We start from the raw sequence: 22,147 nt of genomic DNA on the forward strand, positions 1-22,147 counted from the left end.
GACACCAAGGGACGTATGAACAAGGCAGTGAACGACGGGACGCCGGGCGAGGTCTGGTCGGGGACGTGGGTCGCCGACCGGCTCGGCGTCGAACTCGTGGGCGACAGCCGGCTGACCGACCTGCTGGGACTGGCCCTGCGCCGCAACCCCAAGCGGGCGCATCTGCTGGTCTCCAACGTGCTGGGCAAGCACGTCCCGCAGTCACCGTCGGTGGTCCACGGCCACGGCTTCGCACTGGGCCGCAGGGTCCGCGACCTGCTGGGCGACGAGGAGGCGGCCCGCACGGTCGTCCTCGGCTACGCGGAGACGGCGACGGGCCTCGGCCACTGCGTCGCCGACGGCATCGTCCTGGCCCCCTACCTCCACTCCACCCGCCGCCCGGTCCCCGGCGTGACCCCCGCGGGCGGCTTCGAGGAGTCCCACTCCCACGCCACGAGCCACCTTCTGCTGCCGGAAAACCCGGCCCTGCTGGCCGGCGACGGCCCCCTGGTCCTGGTCGACGACGAGTTCTCGACGGGCAACACGGTCCTGAACACGATCAGGGATCTCCACGAGCGCTATCCGAGGGACCGGTACGTGGTGGTCGCCCTGGTGGACATGCGGTCGGAGGCGGACGCGGGGCGGCTGGAGGATTTCGCGCGGGAGATCGGCGCACGGGTGGACTTGGTGGCGGCGGCATCCGGCACCGTAAAGCTGCCGGAGGGGGTGTTGGAGAAAGGGCAGGCCCTTGTAGCGAGGTTCGAGGAAACCCACCCAGGGGCGCGGGGAACGGCGCGACCAGCCCCCACGCACCCGCACCCGGCACTCAACCGCGTGGACCTGATGTGGCCCCGAGACCTCCCGGACGGCGGCCGCCACGGCTTCACCCCGGCACACCGAATACGCCTGCAATCCGCGCTCCCGGAACTGACCGCACGGCTCGCCGACGCGCTGCCGCAAGACGCGCACCGCGTGCACATCCTCGGCTTCGAAGAGCTGATGTACGCCCCCCTGAGACTCGCCCGCGAGCTGGAACAGGTCACCGAAGGTCTCGAGGTGACCTACTCCACCACCACCCGCTCCCCAGTACTCGCGGTGGACGACCCCGGTTACGCCATCCGCAGCCGCCTCGTCTTCCCCGCGCACGACACCCCGGCCGACGGCCCCGGCGACCGCTACGCCTACAACGTCGCCGGTGCCGGTTTCGACGCGGTGATCGTGGTCGTCGACTCCGCCGCCGACACCCCCGAACTGCACGCCCCCGACGGCCTGCTGGCCCAACTCGCCGCGCACACCCGGCAGGTCGTCCTCGCCGTCGTCCCCAGCTACACCCCCGAAAGGCCCCCCATGCTCCCCGAGCCCCTCCGCGGCCCCGCCTTCTCCTCGTACGCCCCCGAGGAGGTCGGCTGGCTGCTCCAGGACCTCTCGGACGTCACCCTGGAGGCGCCGACCGAGGAGCGCGAGGAGGCCATCCAGAGCGGCGGCGCGCACTACGCGGAGTCGCTGCCGGTGGAGTACCAGCCGAGCGACCAGTACCAGGAGCTGTTCCACACCGCCCTCAAGGAGTCCTCCGCGCGGCTCGCCCAGGCCGTCGGCGCCGTCACGGAGCTCGTGCTCCAGGAGCGCTCACCGCGCCCCGTCCTCGTCTCCCTCGCCCGCGCCGGCACCCCCGTCGGCGTCCTGATGCGCCGCTGGGCCGGGTTCCGCCACGGGCTGGAACTGCCGCACTACGCCGTCTCGATCGTCCGCGGCCGCGGCATCGACGCCAACGCCCTGCGCTGGCTGGCCGCACACCACGACCCCGCCGACGTCGTCTTCGTCGACGGCTGGACCGGCAAGGGCGCGATCACCCGCGAACTCACCGAAGCGGTACGGAAGTTCGAGGCCGAGGGCGGTGCCGCGGGCTTCGACCCGGAGATCGCCGTACTCGCCGACCCGGGCTCGTGCGTACGGACGTACGGCACCCGTGAGGACTTCCTCATCCCCTCCGCTTGCCTCAACTCCACGGTCTCCGGGCTGATCTCGCGTACGGTCCTGCGCGCGGACCTGGTCGGCCCGCACGACTTCCACGGCGCCAAGTTCTACCGCGAACTCGCGGGCACGGACGTGTCGGTGGACTTCCTGGACGCCGTCGCCGCCCGGTTCCCCGAGGTCGTGGACGCCGTCGACGCCACCGTGAAGGAACTGCTGGCCGGGGACCGCGAGCCCACCTGGGAGGGCTGGGCCGCCGTCGAACGCATCAGTGAGGAGTACGGCATCCACGACGTCAACCTCGTCAAGCCGGGCGTCGGCGAGACCACCCGGGTGCTGCTGCGCCGGGTGCCCTGGAAGATCCTCGCCAGGGCAGGCGCGGGCGCGGACCTGGACCACGTACGCCTGTTGGCCGAGCAGAGAGGTGTCCCGGTGGAAGAGGTCGCCGAACTCCCGTACACCTGCGTGGGGTTGATCCACCCGAAGTACACGCGGGGCGCGACGGGCGCCGACGGCAGGGCGGTGGCCCTCTGATGCCGACGCAGCCCCTGGTGCTCGTGGCGAGCGACCTCGACCGCACGCTCATCTACTCCGCCGCCGCCCTCGCGCTGACCATGCCGGACGCGCGGGCGCCCCGGCTGCTCTGTGTCGAGGTGCACGAGAGCAGGCCGCTGTCGTACATGACGGAGACCGCGGCCGCACTGCTCTGCGAACTCGGGGACGAGGCGGTCTTCGTGCCGACGACGACCCGCACCCGCAAGCAGTACCAGCGCATCAACCTGCCCGGCCCCGCGCCCACGTACGCGATCTGCGCGAACGGCGGCCATCTGCTGGTCGACGGCGTCACCGACCCCGACTGGCACGCGCGGGTCACGGCCCGCCTCGCCGACGAGTGCGCCCCGCTGGACGAGATCGCCGCACACCTCCAGGAGACGGCCGACCCCCTGTGGGTGCGCAAGCACCGGATCGCCGAGGACCTCTTCGCCTACCTGGTCGTCGAGCGCGAACTGCTGCCCGAGGAATGGGTGAAGGAACTCGCGGTGTGGGCCGAGAGCCGCGGCTGGACGGTCTCCCTTCAGGGCCGCAAGATCTACGCCGTCCCCAAGCCGCTCACCAAGAGCGCCGCCGTGCGCGAGGTGGCCCGGCGTACCGGGGCCCCCCTGACGCTGGCCGCGGGCGACTCGCTGCTGGATGCCGACCTGCTCCTCGCGGCCGACCGCGGCTGGCGGCCCGGGCACGGGGAACTGGCGGACGAGAACTGGACCGCTCCGGCGATCAGCGCGCTGCCGGAGCGGGGAGTGCTGGCGGGGGAGCGGATCCTGCGGGAGCTGCTCAGGACGGCTCGGACGCCTCAGTAGACGAGGGCCGCCGCAGCAGTCGTACGGCGACGAACGCCACGACCGCGAGCGCGGCGGCCACGAGGACGGCCTTCGAGTACGTGGACACGACGTCGGTGACCTGGGTCCAGTTGGCGCCCAGGGCGTGGCCCGCGAGGACGAACGCCGTGTTCCACAGGGCGCTGCCCAAGGTGGTCAGCGTCAGGAACACCGGCAGCGGCATGCGCTCGACACCGGCCGGGATCGAGACGAGGCTGCGGAAGACCGGGATCATTCGGCCGAAGAACACCGCCTTGGTGCCGTGCCGCGAAAACCAGGCCTCGGTCCTCTCGATGTCCGAGACCTTGACGAGGGGCAGCCGGGCCGCGAGCGCCACCGTGCGGTCCCGGCCGAGGAGCGCGCCGACGCCGTACAGCGCGAGGGCGCCGATCACCGAGCCCGCCGTCGTCCACAGCAGCACAGCGGCCAGGCTCATCCGGCCGGTGCTCGCCGCGAAGCCCGCGAGCGGCAGGATCGCCTCGCTCGGAATGGGCGGGAAGAGGTTCTCCAGGGCGATGGCCACCCCGGCGCCGGGCGCGCCGAGGGTGTCCATGAGGCCGTTGACCCAGTCGATGGCTGACATGGGCCCACGCTAGGGAAGTCGACCTGAAGGCAGGCTGAAGAGGCTTCCGGTAAAGGCTTTCGGTAAGGCGGTCAGCCGCAGCAGCCTCCGCCGCAGCAGCCGCCGCCACCAGACTGGGGGGCCGGGGCGGCCGAGGCGGACGCCGAGCCGCCCACCGCCACCGTCGACAGCAGCTTCACGGTGTCTTCGTGGCCTGACGGGCAGTCGGCGGGGGCGGAGGACTCGGCCATGGGACGGCTCAGTTCGAAGGTGTCGCCGCAGGTCCGGCAGCGGTACTCGTAGCGAGGCATGTGCACAGGTTAACCGGCGGCCCGGCGGGCATGTCCGAATTCTGAACTTTGTCTGGTTAACATGCTGGGGTTCTCCGCCGATGATCAACCGTGGGAGGAACCCCTTGGACCAGCGACACGACCCCGAACTGCGGTCAGCCGCACGGCACTTCGGGCGACGCCGCTTCCTCACGGTCACCGCGGCGGCCGCCGCCCTGGCGTTCGGTACCCATCTGCCGGCCCGGGGTGCGGCGGGCTCCAGGGAACTCGACGCGGCGAGGATCGACAGCGATCCCTTCACCCTCGGCGTCGCCTCCGGGGACCCGCTGCCCGGCTCCGTGCTGCTGTGGACCCGGCTCGCGCCCGCCCCCTTCGAGCCCGACGGCGGCCTGCCCCAGCAGTACGTCGTCGTCCAGTGGGAGATGGCCTCCGACGAGAGCTTCGGCGCCCCCGTCCGCAGTGGGACGGCCGTCGCCTACCCGGAGTACCACCACACCCTGCACGTCGACGTCGACGGCCTCGAACCCGACCGCGTCTACTACTACCGGTTCAAGGCCGGGACATGGATCAGCGAGACGGGCCGTACCCGCACGGCGCCGGCCACCAGCGCCGCGGCCGCGTCGCTCACCTACGCCGCCGTCTCCTGCCAGGCCTACCACGACGGGTACTACACGGTGCACCGCCATCTCTCCCAGGACGACGTCGACGTGGTCCTCCATCTCGGCGACTACCTCTACGAGTACGCCGTCAACTCCGTGGGCGGCCAACGCGCCTACACCGACCGGAAGCTGCCGGCCCTCTTCAACCGCGAGACCATGACACTGGAGGACTACCGGCTGCGCTACGCCCTCTTCAAGAGCGACCCGGACCTCAGGGCCGTGCACGCGGCGCACCCCTTCGTCGTCACCTGGGACGACCACGAGACCGAGAACAACTACGCGGGCGCCGTCAGCGAGAACGACGATCCGCCGGAGGAGTTCCTGCTGCGTCGCGCCGCCGCCTACCGGGCCTACTGGGAGAACCAGCCGCTGCGCGTCGCGCAACAGCCGACCGGCCCCGACGCCCGGCTCTACCGCCGGCTCCAGTGGGGCACCCTCGCCCAGTTCGACGTCCTCGACACCCGGCAGTACCGCTCCGACCAGGTGTACGCGTCCACCAAGCACTCCGGCGGTCCCCTCCAGGACGACCCGGCGCGCACCATCACCGGGGCCGCGCAGGAGAGCTGGCTGATCGACGGCTGGCGTGCCTCGCAGGCCCTGTGGAACGTGCTGCCGCAACAGGTCTGCTTCTCCCAGCGCAAACTCGACCTCACGTCGGAACCCCTGATGTCCATGGACGCCTGGGACGGCTACCGGGCCTCGCGGCGCAGGATCCTCGACGGCGCGAAGTCGGCCGGGGTGGAGAACCTGGTGGTGATGACCGGGGACGTGCACGTCTCCTACGCCTTCGACATCAAGGACGACTTCGACGACCCGGCCTCGAAGACCCTGGGCACGGAGTTCACCGCCACGTCGGTCACGAGCGGACGGGACGGCGCCGAGCGGCCCCCCACCTGGGACACGTATCTCAAGGCCAACCCGCATCTGAAGTTCTACGACGGGCGCCGCGGCTATGTGAAGGTCACCCTCGACCGGCAGAAGGCGCGGGCCGACTTCAGGACCGTGTCCGCCGTGACGACACCGGGCGCCCCGATCGCGACCGCCGCGTCCTTCGTGACGGAGGCGGGCAACCCCGGCATCCAGCCCGGCTGACGTACCCGGTGTGCCGTCCCGCCGCCATCCGTTGCTCCGCCGGGCGGCCCTTTCATGTCGTCCGATGCGCGGAACGAACGGGAAACGGACATCCGCTGAGCCGTTTTCGGCAAAACCTAGGGATTCGAGGCCTTTGTTCCCCTACCCGAGGAGACGCCTGATGGTCCACAGACCCGCTTCAGCCGCTTGCGCCGCATTGACGGTGCTCGGTGCACTCGTGCTCACCGGGCTGCCCGCCGCGGCGGCCGTCGAGCCGTCCGCGCCGACGCCGGCCCCCTCCGCCGCCGAGACGCTCGGCGCGAACAGCCCCTCACCCGTGGTCCTGCGGGCCCTGGAGCGCGACCTGCGCCTGACCGAGACGCAGGCCAGGACGCGCCTGGTGAACGAGGCCGAGGCCGGCACGCGGGCCGGCCGGCTGCAGAACGCGCTGGGCAAGCGCTTCGCGGGAGCGTGGGTGAGCGGTGCCACCTCCGCCGACCTGACGGTCGCCACCACCGACGCCGCGGACGGCCCGGCCATCGAGGCCGGGGGAGCACGGGCGGTGGTCGTCAAGACCCCGCTGAAGGACCTGAGGAAGGCCAAGCGGAAGCTGGACCGTTCCGTGACCGGCAAGGCCCTCGACACGCCGGTCCGGTACATCGACGTACGGACCAACCGGGTGACGGTGCAGGCGACGAGCCGTGCCGCCGCCGACGCGCTCGTCAAGGCCGCCGGAGTCGACAGCGCGATCGTCGCCGTCAAGGTGTCGGCCGACCGGCCGCGCGCCCTGTACGACATCCGGGGCGGTGACGCCTTCTACATCGACGGCACGGCCCGCTGCTCCATCGGGTTCGGCGTCACCAAGGGCGACCAGCAGGGGTTCGCCACGGCTGGGCACTGCGGGAAGGCGGGGGCGACGACCACCGGCTACAACCAGGTCGCCCAGGGCACTTTCCAGGCGTCCGTCTTCCCCGGGCAGGACATGGCCTGGGTGGGCGTCAACAGTGACTGGACCGCGACGCCCGCCGTCAAGGGCGAGGGCGACCAGGACGTTCTGACCGCCGGATCGGTGCAGGCCCTGACCGGGGCGGCGGTGTGCCGGTCAGGTTCCACCACGGGCTGGCACTGCGGCACGATCGAGCAGCACGACACGAGCGTCAACTACGCCGAGGGCACCGTCGAGGGCGTGACCCGTACGACGGTGTGCGCCGAGCCGGGTGACTCCGGCGGCTCGTACATCTCGGGAGTCCAGGCGCAGGGCGTCACGTCCGGGGGTTCCGGCGACTGCACGAGCGGCGGCACGACCTTCTACCAGCCGATCAACCCGGTGCTCAGCACCTACGGCCTCACGTTGAAGACCAGTACGAGCGAGAGCGGCACATCCGCACCCGAGGACGGCCAGCAGGGTTCCTGGGCCGCGGGCCGGGTGTACGAGGTCGGAGCCCGGGTGACCATCGACGGAGTCACGTACGAGTGCCTCCAGCCCCATCAGGCGCAGGCCGCGTGGCAGCCCGCCCTCGCTCCGGGGCTGTGGCAGCGCGTCTGAGGACGCGGTGACGTCGGCGATGCCCGAGTTCGTCGGCCGGCTACATCTCTGCCAGCAGGGTGTAGGCGGTCGGCACGAAGGCATCGCCGGCGCGGAAACGGCGGGTGCACACGGCGGCCAACGCCGTGCCGATGTCGGGCCGGAAGCCCAGGAAGGCCTGCTGACCGAGGGTCGCCCCGCCGTGGAAGTACATCGGACCGCACTCCGTGGGGTGCTGGAACCAGGCCACCGTGTGCACATGCCGGTGCCCGAGACCGCGCCGGAGCACCGGGCGTTGCACCGCGCACAGCGCGTCGGCCAGCGGGCGGCCCGCCGGGTCCAGATGTGCTTCGAGGAACGTGAGCAGGTCGTGCGGGGTGGCCCGGACGGCCCCGGCCGCCTCGAAGCCCCCGACAACCAGCGGGGGCACGGGCGTCGTACCGTCCTTGCGACGGCCGGTGGCGTCGGTGTCCGGGCCGCCGGGGACGAGGGTGGCTCTCAGCCCGAGCGGGCCCAGCACCTGGCCGGTGAGCAGCTCGTCCCACGGGGTGGCGGTCGCCGCCGTGAGGGCGTGACCGAGGACGGCGACACCGAAGTTGGAGTAGTGCCAGCGGGTGCCGGGCCGGTGGCGTCGCCGGTGGCGCAGGAAGGCGTCGACCACGCACTCGGCGGGATAGCGGGCGTAGGGGTTGGTGCGCCACGCCGGGAGCGCCCGGACGAAGAAGTCGGCGGGCAGGGCGGGCAGTCCGGAGGTGTGGGTGATCAGGTGGGCGAGGGTGACCGGGTCCTCGCCGGGGCGCCGGGCCGGATCCAGCAGGGCGGCGGCGGGCTCGCCCGCGGACAGCCGGCCCGTCTGGGTCAGCTGGGCCAGCAGCAGCCCGGTGAACGTCTTGGAGGCCGAACCCATCTCGTAGCGCAACCGCTCGCGGGCCACGGGCGGGGGCGCCGCGGTGCCTCCGGTGCGCACGGTGCGGCGACCTTGCCGGGACAGGGCGAAGACGACGTCGGGCGCGTCCACGGCGTCGACGGCCGCGTCGAGCCGCCGCCGTACCGTCTCGTCGTCGAGGGGTGCCTGCTTCGACGTCACGCCGGTGACGTCGGCCGGACTGCCCGGCCACCGTGCCGGGGCTGTCATGACGGCGTGTGCGCCAGCTGTGTCAGGGCGCGGGACGTGGCCAGGACGGAGGCGAAGGCGGCGACCAGCGTCGGGTGGTAGACGACGTCGAAGACCTCGTCGGGTCCGCCCGGCGGCATCTCGCGTACGGCGGGCATCGCGCCGTCGGGCTGCTGGGCGGCGGCGAAGCCCTCCCAGGCCCGCTCGTCGAAGGTGGGACGGGGCAGACAGGCGTCGACGACGAGCAGTTCACCGAGCAGGTCCCAGCGCTGCAGGTCGAGCCAGTCGTCCAGCCAGACCGGCAGCCAGTCCGCGAGGTAGCCGGCGATCCCGGCGGGCAGGCCGTCGGGGTTCTCCCCCCAGTCGGTGAGGTGGAAGACGGTGTGGGTGATGTCGTAGGCGATGTGCCCCTCCACCGTCCAGGGTTCGGGTGCGCGCCCCAGCCACGTCGCTCCGACGATGTCGGCCTCCGGGACCCGGGGCGGCAGGCCGAAGCGGCGCTGGAAGGCGGACAGGCCCAGGCGCCGCACCGGTGACATCTCCAGGGCGGCGAAGCTGTCCAGCCGCTGGTTGAGCCGGAAGGCCCGCTCGGCCTCGGGGTTGCTGTAGCCCAGTTCCCTGAACGGCAGGTACACCTCGAAGGGGATCGGCGAGATGGGCTCGGTGCGCTGGCCCAGCACCAGCATCCGGCCGCCGTCCAGCGTGTGACGCCAGGCGTGGTCGATCAACTGGCGTGCCAGCGTGGCCTGCCGGGACCCGGCCACGCCTTCGCGGAACAACACCTTGCAGATCAAAGCCAGTTCGCCGACCGGCTTGAAACGCTCAAGGAAGCCGACCTCCGGATCGACGTCCAACTCCAGCCGGAATCCGTCACGGTGGGCGTGCAGCCACTCCAGGGCGCCGAGCCCGACCTGGTGGATGAGACGCGTGGAGGTCATCCCGGCACTCCCTGTCCGTCGGCCGCCGCCTCCGACTCCGTGGCGTCCCCGGCCGCCTCGCGCAGCCGGTTGACGGTCAGCACGGCGGCGAAGGCCGTCATCAGCGTCGAGTGGTAGCAGTCGAGGAAGGCGGGCGCGGTCGTAGGGCTGCCTCGTCCGCCGACCTCCGGGACGGCTCCGGAGTCGTCCTGGGCCACCGAGAGCCTCGCCCACGCCTCCTCGAACAGGGCGCGCTCCGGCGGGCCGGGCAGACTGCTCGCCACGGCCAGCAGTTCGCAGCTGAGGTCCCACTGCTCGTCCTCCAGACAGGTGTCGAGCCAGGGGGTGAGCCAGTGCCGCAGATAGGCCGCGACCGGCGGGGGGACGGCCTGCGGGGTGAGGCCCCAGTCGGTGAGATGGAAGATCACATGGGTGAGCGTGTAGCCGGCGGCCAGTTCGAACGTCCACGGTTCCGGCAGGCCGGCGAGCCAGGTGCGGTCCAACGCCCGCGCCATGTCGCCGTGTTGGGGTAGGCCGCTGCGGCGCTCGGAGTTGAGCACGCTCAGGCGCCGGTTCGGTTCCTGCTCCGTCACGTGCCAGCCGCGGGTACGGGCCACCGTCGCGGTGGCGCGTTCGTAGCCGGCATGACGCAGGCCCGCCGACGCGAACGCCGCGTACACCTCCAGCGGATACGTCGCGAAGGGTTCCAGGCGCTGCAACTCCGTGAACAGGGCACCGCGCCCGGTCTGTTGCCACGCGAACGACAACAGGTCGGACGCCATCACGTGGAGCGGGTCGGCCGGATCGGTGTGCCGTCGTACGCAGACGCACACCTGGGCCAGCTCGCCGAGGGGCTTCCAGGTGGTGTTCACGTTGCCGTGCTCGGCGAGCGCGTCGTCGCCGAACGCGAATCCGTCGCGGTGGGCGCTCACCCAGGCCAGTGCGGCCTCGCCCAGAGCCCGGACGTCGCGCGCTGCCGGGACCTCGCTCGCCGCCCGGACCTGGTGCGCCGCCTGGTGCGCCGTCACACCAGCACCCCGGTCCGCATCAGCTGGGCGGCCTCGACCTGGAACGCCACGCGGGCGTCCTCGCCGCCCATCTGGGCCACGAACTCCAGCCCGGTGTCCAGACCCAGCGTCCGCGGCACGCCGTCGAGGACGGTCAGCCAGCGTCCCGCTCCGGCCGCCTGCAGCCAGTCGCGGCGGCGGACCGCCCGGACGAATCCCCGGGCGACGTCGACCGGGCGGCGGCGTGCCGCACGGGCCACCGCGCAGTCCTCGCCGGGCAGTGCGAGCGGGGCGAGCACGGCGAGTTGATGGGTCAGGAACTGCCACGGCACGTCGTCGAGCCAGGCCGCTTCGGGCTCGGCGTCGTCGTCCCAGTCGCCGTCGAGGGACGCGTCCAGCCGCAGCAGGGCCCGCCGCATGGCCCAGTGGCTCCACACCGAGGTGGGAGGGGCTCCGGCGGGCGGCGGATAGGCGTGTACGGCTCTGCCGAACACGGCGAGGTCGTCCCCGTCCGGGGGCGGGCAACACAGCAGGACGCTCGGCAGGACGACGTCGGCCCCCACCACCCGTACGGCGGCGAGGGACGGATCGGCGGTCGTCCCGGGGGCGTGCCCCTGCGCGACCGTGCCCGCGAGCCGGAAGCGGTCTCCGCTCCGAAGAGCGGAGACCAGTTCCGACGTGAGGCCCTGCACCGCGCCCGCGAGGCGGGTCGAAGTGCCTGACTGCTCCATACGGATTCTCCCGTCAGCCCTTCTTCGGCCGTGGCGTCGGAGGCGACAGCAGGAGGTTGCTCGACGAGGACGTCAGAGCAAGCGCCGCGCACTGGCGGCTGTCGCGGTAGCAGCCGTCGGCCTCGACGGGGTCGAGAGCCGCTTCGACGTCGGTGCCGGGAACCTCGGTGAGGTCCTCGAGCTGGAACTCGGTGGAAGACATACCACCATCTCCTTTTGCGAGAGATATGCGGGTCTTAGTCCATGTCACCGTATTGGCGCGATGTATGCAAAAAAGGTCGATTTGTCTAGTTCGTGCGAGCTTCAATTTCCTGCTCGCAAGTAGTTGACGGCTGACGCACCCTCAGTGCGCGCCCCCGCGCTCCTCACGGATCTGCGAGACCACCCGGGCCACCGTCTGCCGTACCGCTTCCGTCTCGGTGAGGAAGTGCCAGTAGTCGGGGTGGCGGCCCTCCAGGGTGGTGATCGCCCGGTCCAGGCGGGCCACCGAATCGTCCAGGGGGCGCGCGTGCCGTGGGTCGGGGGTGGTGCGGCCTGTCATGGCCAGGCGCTGCGCGTCGCGGATGGCGAAGCGGGTGCGGTCGATCTCCTGCTGGGGGTCCTTCTGCACGGCGTTCAGCTGGCGCAGCCGGTCGCCGGCGGCGGAGACGGATTCGTCGGTGGTGTTGAGCAGGGCGCGGACCGTGGAGAGCAGGGAGGTCGCGTCCGGCCAGCGCTGTTCGTCGCGTGCCGCACGGGCCTCGCGGAGCTTCTGCTCGGCCTGCCGGACGTTCTCGGCGGCGTGGTCCGGGACGTGCTGGAGGTCCTGCCAGCAGGCGGCGGTGAACCGGCGGCGCAGTTCGCTCAGGACCGGATCGACCTGGCCCGCGCGGGTGGTGAGGGCTTCGGCGCGGGTGCGCAGGGAGACGAGCCGGTGGTCGATCTCGGCGGCCCGCTCCGGCAGCCGCTCGGCCTCGACCCGGATCGACTCGGCCTCCCGGGCCACCCGTTCGGCGCGCTCCAGGGTCTCCGGCACGCCGTGCTGCCCGGCACCCTGGTTGAGCTTGGTCAGGTCGGCTCCGAGGGCGGCGAGCCGGGCGGCGAGGTCGTCCGCCTTCAGCCCCGACTCCCGTACGGTGTCCAGGGCGTTGGAGGCGGCCAGCAGTCCCTGCCGGGCCCGCTCGACGGCCGGGGCGAGGCGGGCCAGCTGGGTCTCGGCCTTGCCGAGCAGAGGGCCGAGGCTGTCGCCGAAACGGTCCAGCTCCTTCTTGACGTTGCCGAGGTCGTCCTTGGCCCGGGTGAGCTCGGCGCGCGCGTGTGCGGCGACCGACGCCTCCAGGTCGTCCCGGTCGAGGTCATGGGCGTCGACGGCCTCGATGTAGCGCCCGCTGGCCTCGTCGATCCGCCCGCTGATCGCCTGGAAGTCGGCGACCGCCCGCCGGGCGGCGGGGGAGTCGTCGACGGCCGTGATGGTCTCTATCGAGATCCGCAGATCCCGCTGGGCGGTGTCCAGTTCGTAGAACGCGGCCGCGGCGGCGTCCTTCGCGGCCTGTGCCTCGGCCCGCTGGCTCTCCGCGCGCCCGCCGAACCAGCGCCGGGTGCCGCCGCCGGCGAACGCGGCCGGCAGCACGAGAGCGGCGAGCAGGGGCAGGCCGACGAGAGTGAGGGTGTCCTTGAACGCCTGACGGTGTGCCTGCGGTACCGACGACTGGGTCCGCGGGACCGAAGACTGTGCGCGCGGCACCGAAGACTGTGCGCGCGGCACCGAAGACTGTGCCGGCGGCACCGACGACGACGAGTACGGCTGCGATGGTGTCGCCGTCACATCCCTCTCCCGTGCTGTGGTCCGTCCTGGCGGTGCCCGGTGTCATTCTCCCACCGGTAAGGGACGAACACACGGGCCGATCAGTTCGCGGTTCGCACGGTGACCTTTCCGTCTCCGCTCTGGGCGGACACGACGTGGTCACTGGAGTCGGACCGGGGCACGGACACGTCGACGCCTCCGTCACCGGTCTTCGTGTCGACGCGGTAGGTGGCCTTCGGCAGCTCGACGGTCACCGAGCCGTCGCCGCTGCGGGTCTGCACCCGGTCCGGTACGGCGCCGAGTTCCAGGTGGACCGAGCCGTCGCCGGTGCGGGCGGTGACGCGGCGGGAGGTGACCTCCGCGCGCATCGAACCGTCGCCGGTGTGCAGCTCCAGCGGCCCGCTGGAGTCGGTGACCCGCACGGAACCGTCCCCGGTGCTGATGCTCAGCGGCCGGGTGAACCCCCGGGCCCGCACACTGCCGTCGCCGTCCTTCACCTTCACGCTGATGTCCCGCGGCACCTCGATACGGTGCTTGGCCGCGCAGTCGGCCACGACGCCGCTGCACTTCATCCGCAGCACCAGCCGGTCGTCCTTCATCGACCAGGTCACCTCGGGGTCCTTGCCGACGGCGACGGTTCCCTGGAACCAGCGGGTGACCTCGACCGTCCCCGACTTGTTCGAATCGGCGGCGACGATCTCCAGCGCCGAGTCGTCGGAGTCGACGGTCAGGGTGCGGCCCTGGAGTGCGAAGGCCTTGTGGTCGGGGGTCTTGTCGTCCCCGGCGGAGGCACCGCAGGCGGTGGCCCCCGCGACGAGAAGCGCGACGACCCCGGCCGCGGCGGCGGCACGTGCGGGAACGGTACGGAACATGATGATCTCCCCCTGAATCAGCCCTCACCGAGCTCTGATCGAGCCCTGGGCGGGCGGCCGCGGGCACTCCGCGACCCTGCTTCGACCCTAGGGACCGGGGCGCCCGCGGGGGATCCGGGCCGCTCCCGGATCGGGGGTGGGGTTTTCCCCCGTACCGACCCTGACTTCTCCGGGCCCCCGGGGTAAGGGTTTGCAGGGGAGGGCTCTGGGCAAGGTAGGCTGTCGACTCGTCTCGGGTGCGTAGCTCAGAGGTAGAGCGCCTGCCTTACAAGCAGGATGTCGGCGGTTCGAAACCGTCCGCGCCCACATAGTCAGGACAGGACCCCGGCCGATCTCGGCCGGGGTCCTTCGTCGTTCAGCCCGCTTCCCGCGTGGCGGTCGCGTGCTTCAGTCTGGTCCGGGCGTCCACGCGGTCCGGTGTCTCCACTTCCGTCCAGAACCGGTGCGTGGTGACGAAGACCGCGAGTTCGTGCTCGCGTCGCCGGAGCTTCTCCACCTCGGCCTGTTCGTCGGGGGTCCAGCCGGGGGAGGCGGGGCGCTCCACCTTCCGCCAGCCGTTGTCGTCGCTGAAGCCGTCCAGAGGCGCGACCGACCAAGGAAGCCGCTTGAGCAGGGCCGACAGCTCGGCCCGGACCTGATGCAGCTCCTCCTGACCGGCGAGGAGGTCACTCGGAAAGTCATAGGTCTTAGCCACGACACAATGCTACGCCTGTTCGATTTTGGGTGGCGAGTGGCTTCGGGAGGTTCATGCGAATGGGGTGGTGGGTGGGTGGGCTGAGTGGAGGCGGCGACGGTCGTTTCGGCGGGTGGCGGGCGGTCTGAGGGTGGGCGGGCGGTTTGGGCGGACGGTTGGTCGTGGTGGTGGATGGTCGGGGCGGGCGGGCGTGGCGCGGACAGTCCGTGTGGGCGGGCGGTTGGTGGTCGTGCCGGCCGTGGGTGTGGGGGGCGGACGAGTGGTCTCGTGACGGATGGGCGGTGTGGGTCGGCGGCTGGCGGTCGGTCTGGGCGGTTTGTGGCGGGCGGGTGGACTGGGCGCAGTGGTCGTCGCCTCCGCTCCCGAAGGCCTCGCGGCGCTGAGAGGTTCGCGACCGGTGACGCGCGGCGGGCGTCGAGGCGGTGCGGGTGGACGAAGGTCGACTCCGGGGCGGGCAGACCGGGGTCGCGGCGGGCGGGCGGGTGGTCGGTCTGGGCGTCGGACCCGTCGTCCTCGCGGCAGGCCGTCGGTCCCGCCGGAATCAGTCGGACGCGAGGTCGGTGTGCCCCACGTGGGCCGGGAGCGTCCGTCCCAGCTGGGCGAGCGGGGACAGGGCCATTAGCACCGGCGACAGCATCATGCCCGCGGCCGTCACCAAAAGACTGGCCCGCAACCCCCACTCCTGCGCGAGATACCCGCCGAGCAGGGAGCCGAGCGGGGTCAGGCCCATGCCGACGAACGTGATCGTGGCAGCCACGCGGCCCTGCATCCCGTCCGGGGTGACCGCCTGCCGTACGGCCATGACCGTGACGTTCACCAACTGGCCGCCCGCCCCGAACACGAAGCCGACCGCGAGGAGCGCGGCGACCGTCACCGCGGAGGAGCCGTGCAGCGCGGGCACCCACAGGAACGCGCCGTCGCCGAGCACCGCCGCGGACACCAGCACCACGCCATGACCGAACCGGCCCGGCAGACGGGCGGCCAGCAGCGCCCCCAGGAGCGCACCCGGCCCCGTAGCCGCGAGGCACAGTCCCACGACCGCGCCCGACAGATGCAGTTCCCGCGGCAGGAAGAGCAGATAGACGGTCATCAGCGCGGCGAAGGAGAACTGGAAGGCCGCCGAGGCGAGGCACACGGTCCGCAGGGAGGTGTCGCGCACGACGAAACGGAGGCCCTCCTGAATCCGCCGCCCTGTGCGAGGGGAACGTCCCGAGTGCTCCGGTATCGACTCGCCGCGACGGATCCCTCGGATCGACAGGAACGACAGTGCGAAGAAGAGCGCGCCCGCCGCGGCGGCGACCGGTGCCGACAGCCAGGACACCAGCGCACCACCGAGAGCGGGACCGCCGATCTGTGCCGCGGACCGGCTGCCCTCGAGCGCGCTGTTGCCGCGCACCAACTGGTCGCGTCCCACCAGCCGCACGAGAGACGACTGGTAGGCGACGTCGAAGAACACGGACAGGACCCCCACGGCGAAGACGACCGCGAACAGCGCGGGCAGACCGAGCAGCCCGAGGAGCCCGGTCAGGGCGGCGGCACCCAGCGCCAGGGCCCGACCGGCGTCCGACAGGACCATCACCGTGCGGGTGCGCCACCGGTCCACCCACGCGCCGACGAAGAGCGAGAGCAGCAGAATCGGCGCCTGCCCCACCGCTCGCAGGACACCCAACTGGCCGGCACCGGCGTCGAGGGTCAGGACGGCAAACAGCGGCAACACCAACAGGCTTGTCTGATCGCCGAGTTGGGAGGCGGTCTGGCCCACCCAGAGGCTACGGAAGTCGCCGTTCCGCCACAGGCTCGACGGGGTGGGGCGACCGGAATCGGACACGTTGGAGGAAGCGGACGGCACAAGGATCCCCGGATCGAAGGCTTGCTGTGCCACACCGTCAGGGGCGGCACGCGATGACAGGCCGGACGGCCTACGACGTCAACGCGTGCTGGGAAGACCGGGCATGTCCTCACTCCTCCGGGGTCATCCACCGAACCTGAACATTAGCCGGGCGAGGCGGGGTAAGGGGAGCTCGATCGACCCCTGGTGTGAAGGAGCCGAGGATGACCGACGACGCCTACCTGTTCCTGCTCGACAACGCGTCCGCGCGGCTGGGCGTGGCCCCCGCCGCCGTCGGCGAGCTCGCGTGCATGGAGACGCCCGCGGTCCGCGCCTGGCTGGACGCCCAGGGAGCCACATTGACCTCCCCGCATCTGCGTCTGCTGCCGCCGGAGGAGACCGCCGCCGTGCCCGAGGGGGCGGAACGGCTGCCCGTGCCGCTGAGCGACGAGGAACTGAGCCGGGTCCGCCACCACTTGGCGCCGGAGTCCCTCGCCGGGGTCGAGGAGGAACTGCTCACGTACCGCGACTACGCGGACGGCCGGGACGACCTGATCGGCCGCGCGCTGGCCGCCGGCGTACCACCGCACCGCATCGTCGAACTGACCGGCGTCGACCCCGCGACGGTCACGGCCGCCGCGGAAGGCTGACAGCGGGGACTGCGGGCGTACTCCGGCTCACCTCCCGGGGCCGGGATCCGGGTGTACGGCGCCGGTATGCCGTCGCACCCCGCGTCACATCGCTCCCGGGTGGCCTCACGCCCGGGGGCGGGGATCTGGGGGTACGGCCCCGGTGTGCCGCCGTATCCCGCGTCACATCGCTGCCCGGTGGCCTCAGACCCCCGGGCCCGGATCGGGGTGTACGGCCGACTCGATGCCGGCGCGGGCCGCTTCCAGTTGGGCGGCGAACGCGATGCCGAGGAAGAGGGCGACAGCGGTGAGGTTGGCCCACAGCAGCAGGGCGATGAAGGCCGTGAGCGGCCCGTACACGGCTCCGAAGGCACCGCTCTCCTCGACGTACAGCGCGAGCAGCCACGTGGCCGCCACCCACAGCAGCAGATGCACGGCCGAGCCGAAGGCCAGCCAGGTGTAACCCGGCTGCACCCGGCGCGGTGACCAGCGGAAGATCACGGCGGAGGCCACCCAGGCCAGCGCGAGCCCCACCGGCAGGTCCAGCACACCCCACCAGCGCGGCCCGCCGCCCTCCCGGCCCGCGGACTCGGCCACCGCGTCGCCCACGGCCTCTCCGGCGACCAGCACGACGAACCCCAGCACCAGCGGCAGACCGGCGGCGAGCGCGAGCACGATCCCGCGCGCGTACTTGCGCGGGAAGGGGCGGTCGCGCTCGATGCCGTAGATCCGGTTCGCGCCGCGCTCGATCTGGCCCATGGCCGAGGCGAGGTTCAGCAGCGCGAAACCCAGACCGAGCCACAGGGCGAGCGTGCTCCAGGCGCTGCCGTGCGCGGTGCGGCGCGTCCCGTCGAAGGCGTCCTTCACGACATCGGCGCTCGCGCCCGGCACGATCCGGCCGAGCGTGAGCTCGATGATCCGGCCCACGCCCTCCGTGTGCACCGACGTGGCCAGACCGACCAGCGCCACGGTGCACGGAACCAGCCCGAGCACCACCTGGAAGGCGAGAGCACGCGCGTTGGTGAAGCCGTCGGCGTAACGGAACCGCGCGAAGGAGTCGGCCAGCAGCCGCAGCCCGCCGTAGTGGCGCAGGGCGGTGAACGCCTCGTCTCCGGAGAGTTCGTCCCCGATCATGTCCCGGGTCTGCGGCACGTGGACGGCGGTACCCATGGCGTGGACGCTCCTTGTTCGTGCGGCTGGTCCCTGTGCGGTTGCCCCGAGAACGGGTTGTCAGCGTCGTCCGCCGAACTCCCACTCGTGGACCTCTACCACGGCATATCGGTCTGCGGTCAGCACGGCCCGCGCCCGGCCCGGATCCGGGGCGCGGACCAGGGCCGCGGTGCCCAGCCAGGCGCCGGCGTCGTCGGACAGGAGAGGACCGTAGGCGATCAGGTCGTCCTTGTCGGCCGGTACGGCGAGGTCGGCGGCCTCTCCCGCGCCGAGACCGAGCACCAGGTACCGGTCGCTGCCGGTCCGGCCGCCGGGGAAGTCCCACACGGTGCGGCCCAGCAGGTTGTGCCAGCGGCGCAGCAGTACGTCCCGGTACGCGCCGGCCTGGTAGTTGGGCTCGTCGAAGGCGAACGCGCGGGCGGCCGCCGGATCGGGCAGGTCGACGATGTGCACGCTGCCCGTCGGTGTCTCCCCGTCGGCGGCGAACGTCGGGCCGCGGGCGATCAGTTCGGCCTCGTACTGGTCCATGTAGGCCCAGTGCGTTTCCGTCAGTTCCTCCCGCAGGGGCAGGGAGCCGGGCCGGTCACGGTGGTAGCAGAAGAACTCCATGAGGAACATCGTCCCTGCTTTCGTCCAAGCGTCGTCGCCGCTTTGTCCATGGACCGGTCCGTGGTCGGGACGCGAGGGTCGGTCCATGAGCGCGGATCTTGGGGATTGCCATTCGCCCAGCCCGGCGATCGAACGGCGACGGATGCCGAGTGGGCTCGTGGCGCTGGCCGTCGGTGGGTTCGGCATCGGGCTGACCGAGTTCCTGATCGCGGGGCTGCTGCCGCAGGTGGCGTCGAGTTTCGCGGTGTCCGAGGCGGCCGCGGGACGTCTGATCTCCGGATACGCGCTGAGTGTCGCGGTCGGCGCGATCGCCCTGACGGCGGCGACCGCGCGACTGCCCCGGAAACACGTCCTGGTCGGCCTGGTGGTCCTGTTCGTCCTCGGCAACCTGCTGTCCGCCGTCGCACCGAGCTACCCGGTGATGCTGCTCGGGCGGATGGTCGCCGCGCTGTGCCACGGCTCGTTCTTCGGCATCGGCTCCCTCGTCGCGCGCGGCCTGGTCGCACCGGAGCGCAAGTCCCGCGCGGTGGCCGTCATGTTCGCCGGGCTCACGGTCGCGAACGTGCTCGGTGTGCCGTTCGGCGCGCTGGTGGGGGAGCGCTGGGGCTGGCGGTCCGCGTTCTGGGCGGTCACCGGGGTCGGCCTGCTCGCGCTCGCGGGGATCGTCGCGTTCGTGCCGGGCGGTCACGGGGAGACACCGACGGCTCCCACCGCCCTGCGCGCCCAGCTCGGCGCGTTCCGGTCCCAGCAGGTCTGGCTGACCCTGGTGGCCACCGCACTCGGCTACGGCGGAATGTTCGGCGCGTTCAGCTACATCGCCTACACGCTCACCGAGGTCGGCGGCTTCTCCCCGGCGGATGTCGCCTGGCTGCTCATGGTGTACGGCGCCGGCCTGGTCGTCGGCAACCTGGTCGGCGGTCGGGCCGCCGACCACGACCGGGACCGTGCGCTGCTCCTCGCCCTGGCCGGTCTCACCGTCACCCTGGCCCTGTTCGGGCTGCTCGCCACCGGCGCCACGGCGTCGGTGGTGCTGCTGTTCCTGATGGGCGTGTTCGGGTTCGCCGGCGTGCCCGGCATGATCACCCGCGTCACCGACTACGCCCAGGGCGCGGCACTGGCCGCCAGCGCCAACGTGTCCGCGTCCAACATCGGCAACGCGCTGGGCGCCTGGGCCGGAGGCCTCGCGATCACGGCGGGACTCGGCTACACCGCACCGCTCTACGTGGGCGCCGGCATCGTGCTGACCTCCGTGGTCGTCATGGCCGTCGCCGTGCATCGGGCGACGCGATGATTTTGGGGCGCGGACCGGTCTCAGGAGTTGCCGGTTCGGCAGATCCGCAGGCCGGGGGCGTTGTCAGACCCGGTGCCTAAGGTGGTCGGCATGGATACGGAGCAGGTGCGGCTGGTGCCCTGGGCGGAGGGCGACTTCTGGCTGCTTCAGCGGATCAACAGCCCTGAGATGACCGACCACTTGGGCGGGCCCGAGAGCGAGGAGCAGCTCGTCGCACGGCACCGGCGGTACATCGGGCTGTCGTCCGGGCGGATGTACCGGGTCACGCTCGCGGACGGCGGGGAGACCGTCGGCTCGGTGGGGTTCTGGCAGCGTGGGTGGCGGGACTCCCTGATATGGGAGACCGGGTGGGGGATCCTGCCGGAGTTCCAGGGGCGGGGGCTGGCCGCGCAGGCGGCCCGCGCCGTCGTGGAGGAGGCACGGGCCGCCGGCGGGCACCGGTATCTGCACGCGTTCCCGAGCGTGGAGCACACCGCGTCGAACGCCGTCTGCCGTCGGGCGGGCTTCACGCTGCTCGGACAGGCCGAGTTCGAGTATCCGAAGGGGCACTGGATCAGGTCGAACGACTGGCGGTTCGACCTGACGGGCGGCCACGGCGACTGAGGGGGGCGCGCGTGAGGGTGTGCGCGTCAGCGGGTGGCGTCCGCCACCTCCCGTACCACCCGGGCCGCGACGGGCACCTTCACGCCGTGCCGGTCCGCCGCGCGCAGCAACGCCCCGCCGATCGCGTCCAGTTCGAGGGGGCGGTCCGCCTCCGCGTCGCGCTGCATCGAGGACTTCGTGCCGGGCGGGAAGGCGTCGTAGCGGGCGAGTGCCTGGGCGGCGTCGGCGGGGCCGCCGCAGGCCGCGCTGACCGCGGCGGTCTCCTCGACCAGCGCGGTCAGCTCCTCGCGGTGGCGGGTGCGCACCTCGCCGAGGGGGAGGGCGTGCAGGGTGGTGAGGAGGGCGAAGGGAGCGAGGAAGGACATCTTGGCCCACAGGGTGGCCGTCTCGTCGTCCAGGACACGGGTCGCGGGGCCGGCCGCGGTCAGGGCGGAGGCCAGTGCGTCGAGGCGCTCGCGGGGGACGCCGTCGCCGGTCAGGTCGAGCTCGGCGAAGGGGCTGCCGTGTTCGATGACGCCCGGTGCGACCCTCGTCGACTCGACGCGGATCACCGCGGGGGCGACCCGGTCCGGGCGGTAGCGGGTGCGCAGGGTCGCCGGGTGTTCGACGCCGTTCAGGAGCGGGACGACCAGACCGTCGCCGAGGGCGCTGGGCGGGACGCGGTCGAGGGCGGAGTGCAGGGAGGTGTGCTTGACGGCGATCACACAGGCGTCGACCGGTTCGCGCAGCTCGGTGTCGGCCTCGACGGGGGTCGTGAAGTCGCCGAAGGTGTTGCTGCGGACCTGGATGCCGGCCGTGCGCAGGGTGTCCGCCGTGTCCTCGCCGGCCAGGCAGATCACTCGGTGTCCGGCGCGGGCCAGGAGGGCGGCGAGGAGGCCGCCGGTGCCGCCCGGGCCCAGGACGGCCACGGTGGGTTTACGGTGCGCGGAGTCGTGCGCCATGTCGGGGTGTTCCTCTCGTCGGTCGGCCCCGGGGTCGGTGGCCGCCTCGGCGAGGATCATGGCATTCGGAACGGGCGGGCGGAAGCGCCGATCCGCTCGGGGAGGGAGACTGTCGGTATGTGCCGCAGTATCAAGACGCTTCGTCCGCCTGTGTTGCCCGAAGAGGCGACGGAGGAAGAGATTCGGGCCGCCGCGCTTCAGTACGTGCGCAAGGTGTCGGGCTTCCGGGCCCCCGCCGCCCACAACCAGGAGGTCTTCGACCGGGCCGTGGAGGTGATCGCGGAGGCGACGGCGGAGCTGCTGGAGGGACTGGAAATCCGCGGAACAACTCGACGCGAGGCGAGCTGACCGGGGTCGGGGAAGTGCCGGGTGCGGGGGTGACCGGGGGTAGATCCGTCAGCCACCGACCGGGCGGAGCTGCACCTACCGGGGGATGCGGGACCGTCCCGATACACAGCTCTCCCGCGCGGCTTCGACCGGTCCCCGCCGACCCGTAGCCGAGGCGCGTCCCGCCGTCGCAGTCCC

At 72.1% G+C, this 22,147-nt stretch carries 22 protein-coding genes and 1 tRNA gene; 9 read left to right on the forward strand and 14 right to left on the reverse strand.

Going from position 1 to position 22,147, the window contains the following annotated elements; translation table 11 throughout:
* Window positions 1-15: 15 nt before the first annotated feature.
* Together ACZ39I_RS03010 and ACZ39I_RS03015 are read left to right on the forward strand one after the other, a co-directional pair.
* Complete coding sequence (locus tag ACZ39I_RS03010; protein WP_467242221.1) at window positions 16-2,484, forward strand: phosphoribosyltransferase domain-containing protein; 2,469 nt, start codon at window positions 16-18, stop codon at window positions 2,482-2,484.
* On the forward strand, window positions 2,484-3,308 hold the full coding sequence (locus tag ACZ39I_RS03015; RefSeq protein ID WP_467242223.1) for an HAD family hydrolase: 825 nt from the start codon (window positions 2,484-2,486) through the stop codon (window positions 3,306-3,308). The genes ACZ39I_RS03010 and ACZ39I_RS03015 overlap by 1 nt, the downstream gene beginning before the upstream one ends.
* Here the strand turns inward: ACZ39I_RS03015 and ACZ39I_RS03020 are convergent.
* Entirely contained in the window at window positions 3,283-3,909 is a 627-nt protein-coding gene (locus tag ACZ39I_RS03020; RefSeq protein WP_467242225.1) for a DedA family protein, read from the reverse strand. The genes ACZ39I_RS03015 and ACZ39I_RS03020 overlap by 26 nt on opposite strands.
* 71 nt (window positions 3,910-3,980) lie before the next feature.
* Entirely contained in the window at window positions 3,981-4,199 is a 219-nt protein-coding gene (locus tag ACZ39I_RS03025; protein WP_467242227.1) for an FmdB family zinc ribbon protein, read from the reverse strand.
* Window positions 4,200-4,279: 80 nt separating this feature from the next.
* Between ACZ39I_RS03025 and ACZ39I_RS03030 the strand changes: the two genes are divergently transcribed.
* Window positions 4,280-5,929: an alkaline phosphatase D family protein gene (locus ACZ39I_RS03030; RefSeq protein WP_467242230.1), complete on the forward strand. Its 1,650-nt coding sequence runs from the start codon at window positions 4,280-4,282 to the stop codon at window positions 5,927-5,929.
* Between the two features lie 160 nt (window positions 5,930-6,089).
* Window positions 6,090-7,454, forward strand: a complete 1,365-nt coding sequence (locus tag ACZ39I_RS03035) for a carbohydrate-binding protein (protein ID WP_467242233.1) — start codon at window positions 6,090-6,092, stop codon at window positions 7,452-7,454.
* A 40-nt stretch (window positions 7,455-7,494) separates the two neighbouring features.
* Here the strand turns inward: ACZ39I_RS03035 and ACZ39I_RS03040 are convergent, their stop codons facing one another.
* From ACZ39I_RS03040 to ACZ39I_RS03070, 7 genes are all read right to left on the reverse strand, one after another.
* The gene (locus ACZ39I_RS03040; protein ID WP_467242235.1) at window positions 7,495-8,568 is read right to left on the reverse strand and encodes a serine hydrolase domain-containing protein; all 1,074 of its coding nucleotides are present in this window, start codon (window positions 8,566-8,568) and stop codon (window positions 7,495-7,497) included.
* Complete coding sequence (locus ACZ39I_RS03045) at window positions 8,565-9,485, reverse strand: DUF6895 family protein (protein WP_467242237.1); 921 nt, start codon at window positions 9,483-9,485, stop codon at window positions 8,565-8,567. Before ACZ39I_RS03045 ends, ACZ39I_RS03040 begins: the two co-directional genes overlap by 4 nt.
* Window positions 9,482-10,420 carry a DUF6895 family protein gene (locus tag ACZ39I_RS03050; RefSeq protein WP_467243303.1) on the reverse strand — a complete coding sequence of 313 codons (939 nt, stop codon included), beginning with the start codon at window positions 10,418-10,420 and terminating at the stop codon, window positions 9,482-9,484. Before ACZ39I_RS03050 ends, ACZ39I_RS03045 begins: the two co-directional genes overlap by 4 nt.
* 68 nt (window positions 10,421-10,488) lie before the next feature.
* Window positions 10,489-11,202, reverse strand: coding sequence for a hypothetical protein (locus ACZ39I_RS03055; protein WP_467242239.1), 714 nt, complete (start codon window positions 11,200-11,202; stop codon window positions 10,489-10,491).
* Between the two features lie 13 nt (window positions 11,203-11,215).
* Window positions 11,216-11,404 carry a hypothetical protein gene (locus tag ACZ39I_RS03060; protein WP_467242241.1) on the reverse strand — a complete coding sequence of 63 codons (189 nt, stop codon included), beginning with the start codon at window positions 11,402-11,404 and terminating at the stop codon, window positions 11,216-11,218.
* A 141-nt stretch (window positions 11,405-11,545) separates the two neighbouring features.
* Entirely contained in the window at window positions 11,546-13,006 is a 1,461-nt protein-coding gene (locus ACZ39I_RS03065) for a hypothetical protein (protein WP_467242244.1), read from the reverse strand.
* 80 nt (window positions 13,007-13,086) lie between these two features.
* Entirely contained in the window at window positions 13,087-13,857 is a 771-nt protein-coding gene (locus tag ACZ39I_RS03070; protein WP_467242247.1) for a DUF4097 family beta strand repeat-containing protein, read from the reverse strand.
* A 234-nt stretch (window positions 13,858-14,091) separates the two neighbouring features.
* Here ACZ39I_RS03070 and ACZ39I_RS03075 point away from each other — a divergent pair.
* A tRNA-Val gene (locus ACZ39I_RS03075) sits at window positions 14,092-14,163 on the forward strand.
* A gap of 49 nt (window positions 14,164-14,212) precedes the next feature.
* Here the strand turns inward: ACZ39I_RS03075 and ACZ39I_RS03080 are convergent.
* Both ACZ39I_RS03080 and ACZ39I_RS03085 read right to left on the reverse strand, forming a co-directional pair.
* Complete coding sequence (locus ACZ39I_RS03080; protein ID WP_467242250.1) at window positions 14,213-14,551, reverse strand: hypothetical protein; 339 nt, start codon at window positions 14,549-14,551, stop codon at window positions 14,213-14,215.
* A 541-nt stretch (window positions 14,552-15,092) separates the two neighbouring features.
* On the reverse strand, window positions 15,093-16,400 hold the full coding sequence (locus tag ACZ39I_RS03085) for an MFS transporter (protein ID WP_467243304.1): 1,308 nt from the start codon (window positions 16,398-16,400) through the stop codon (window positions 15,093-15,095).
* Between the two features lie 203 nt (window positions 16,401-16,603).
* On the opposite strand from ACZ39I_RS03085, the gene ACZ39I_RS03090 reads away from it, so the two are divergent.
* A complete protein-coding gene (locus ACZ39I_RS03090; protein ID WP_467242253.1) occupies window positions 16,604-17,029 on the forward strand; it encodes a DUF6003 family protein in 426 nt (141 codons plus the stop codon).
* Window positions 17,030-17,212: 183 nt separating this feature from the next.
* Here the strand turns inward: ACZ39I_RS03090 and ACZ39I_RS03095 are convergent, their stop codons facing one another.
* Window positions 17,213-18,178, reverse strand: coding sequence for a YihY/virulence factor BrkB family protein (locus ACZ39I_RS03095; protein ID WP_467242255.1), 966 nt, complete (start codon window positions 18,176-18,178; stop codon window positions 17,213-17,215).
* 60 nt (window positions 18,179-18,238) lie between these two features.
* A complete protein-coding gene (locus ACZ39I_RS03100; protein ID WP_467243305.1) occupies window positions 18,239-18,787 on the reverse strand; it encodes a YciI family protein in 549 nt (182 codons plus the stop codon).
* A gap of 142 nt (window positions 18,788-18,929) precedes the next feature.
* Here ACZ39I_RS03100 and ACZ39I_RS03105 point away from each other — a divergent pair, with 142 nt between their 5' ends.
* Both ACZ39I_RS03105 and ACZ39I_RS03110 read left to right on the forward strand, forming a co-directional pair.
* A complete protein-coding gene (locus ACZ39I_RS03105) occupies window positions 18,930-20,078 on the forward strand; it encodes an MFS transporter (RefSeq protein ID WP_467242257.1) in 1,149 nt (382 codons plus the stop codon).
* Between the two features lie 90 nt (window positions 20,079-20,168).
* Entirely contained in the window at window positions 20,169-20,681 is a 513-nt protein-coding gene (locus ACZ39I_RS03110) for a GNAT family N-acetyltransferase (RefSeq protein ID WP_467242259.1), read from the forward strand.
* Window positions 20,682-20,707: 26 nt separating this feature from the next.
* On the opposite strand, the gene ACZ39I_RS03115 is transcribed toward ACZ39I_RS03110, so the two are convergent.
* Window positions 20,708-21,622: a ketopantoate reductase family protein gene (locus tag ACZ39I_RS03115; protein WP_467242261.1), complete on the reverse strand. Its 915-nt coding sequence runs from the start codon at window positions 21,620-21,622 to the stop codon at window positions 20,708-20,710.
* 117 nt (window positions 21,623-21,739) lie between these two features.
* Between ACZ39I_RS03115 and ACZ39I_RS03120 the strand changes: the two genes are divergently transcribed.
* Window positions 21,740-21,970, forward strand: a complete 231-nt coding sequence (locus tag ACZ39I_RS03120; protein WP_467243306.1) for a DUF2277 domain-containing protein — start codon at window positions 21,740-21,742, stop codon at window positions 21,968-21,970.
* The last annotated feature ends 177 nt before the right edge of the window (window positions 21,971-22,147 follow it).

The sequence above is a fragment of the Streptomyces sp. NPDC024687 genome (assembly GCF_055559055.1).

What these genes read in the sequence shown, in the direction of transcription:
- ACZ39I_RS03010 (WP_467242221.1), top strand. Translation starts at nt 16, where the DNA reads ATGAACAAGGCAGTGAACGACGGGACGCCGGGCGAGGTCTGGTCGGGG.
- ACZ39I_RS03015 (WP_467242223.1), top strand. Translation starts at nt 2,484, where the DNA reads ATGCCGACGCAGCCCCTGGTGCTCGTGGCGAGCGACCTCGACCGCACG.
- ACZ39I_RS03020 (WP_467242225.1), bottom strand. Translation starts at nt 3,909, where the DNA reads ATGTCAGCCATCGACTGGGTCAACGGCCTCATGGACACCCTCGGCGCG.
- ACZ39I_RS03025 (WP_467242227.1), bottom strand. Translation starts at nt 4,199, where the DNA reads ATGCCTCGCTACGAGTACCGCTGCCGGACCTGCGGCGACACCTTCGAA.
- ACZ39I_RS03030 (WP_467242230.1), top strand. Translation starts at nt 4,280, where the DNA reads ATGATCAACCGTGGGAGGAACCCCTTGGACCAGCGACACGACCCCGAA.
- ACZ39I_RS03035 (WP_467242233.1), top strand. Translation starts at nt 6,090, where the DNA reads ATGGTCCACAGACCCGCTTCAGCCGCTTGCGCCGCATTGACGGTGCTC.
- ACZ39I_RS03040 (WP_467242235.1), bottom strand. Translation starts at nt 8,568, where the DNA reads ATGACAGCCCCGGCACGGTGGCCGGGCAGTCCGGCCGACGTCACCGGC.
- ACZ39I_RS03045 (WP_467242237.1), bottom strand. Translation starts at nt 9,485, where the DNA reads ATGACCTCCACGCGTCTCATCCACCAGGTCGGGCTCGGCGCCCTGGAG.
- ACZ39I_RS03055 (WP_467242239.1), bottom strand. Translation starts at nt 11,202, where the DNA reads ATGGAGCAGTCAGGCACTTCGACCCGCCTCGCGGGCGCGGTGCAGGGC.
- ACZ39I_RS03060 (WP_467242241.1), bottom strand. Translation starts at nt 11,404, where the DNA reads ATGTCTTCCACCGAGTTCCAGCTCGAGGACCTCACCGAGGTTCCCGGC.
- ACZ39I_RS03070 (WP_467242247.1), bottom strand. Translation starts at nt 13,857, where the DNA reads ATGTTCCGTACCGTTCCCGCACGTGCCGCCGCCGCGGCCGGGGTCGTC.
- ACZ39I_RS03090 (WP_467242253.1), top strand. Translation starts at nt 16,604, where the DNA reads ATGACCGACGACGCCTACCTGTTCCTGCTCGACAACGCGTCCGCGCGG.
- ACZ39I_RS03095 (WP_467242255.1), bottom strand. Translation starts at nt 18,178, where the DNA reads ATGGGTACCGCCGTCCACGTGCCGCAGACCCGGGACATGATCGGGGAC.
- ACZ39I_RS03100 (WP_467243305.1), bottom strand. Translation starts at nt 18,787, where the DNA reads ATGGAGTTCTTCTGCTACCACCGTGACCGGCCCGGCTCCCTGCCCCTG.
- ACZ39I_RS03105 (WP_467242257.1), top strand. Translation starts at nt 18,930, where the DNA reads ATGCCGAGTGGGCTCGTGGCGCTGGCCGTCGGTGGGTTCGGCATCGGG.
- ACZ39I_RS03110 (WP_467242259.1), top strand. Translation starts at nt 20,169, where the DNA reads ATGGATACGGAGCAGGTGCGGCTGGTGCCCTGGGCGGAGGGCGACTTC.
- ACZ39I_RS03115 (WP_467242261.1), bottom strand. Translation starts at nt 21,622, where the DNA reads ATGGCGCACGACTCCGCGCACCGTAAACCCACCGTGGCCGTCCTGGGC.
- ACZ39I_RS03120 (WP_467243306.1), top strand. Translation starts at nt 21,740, where the DNA reads ATGTGCCGCAGTATCAAGACGCTTCGTCCGCCTGTGTTGCCCGAAGAG.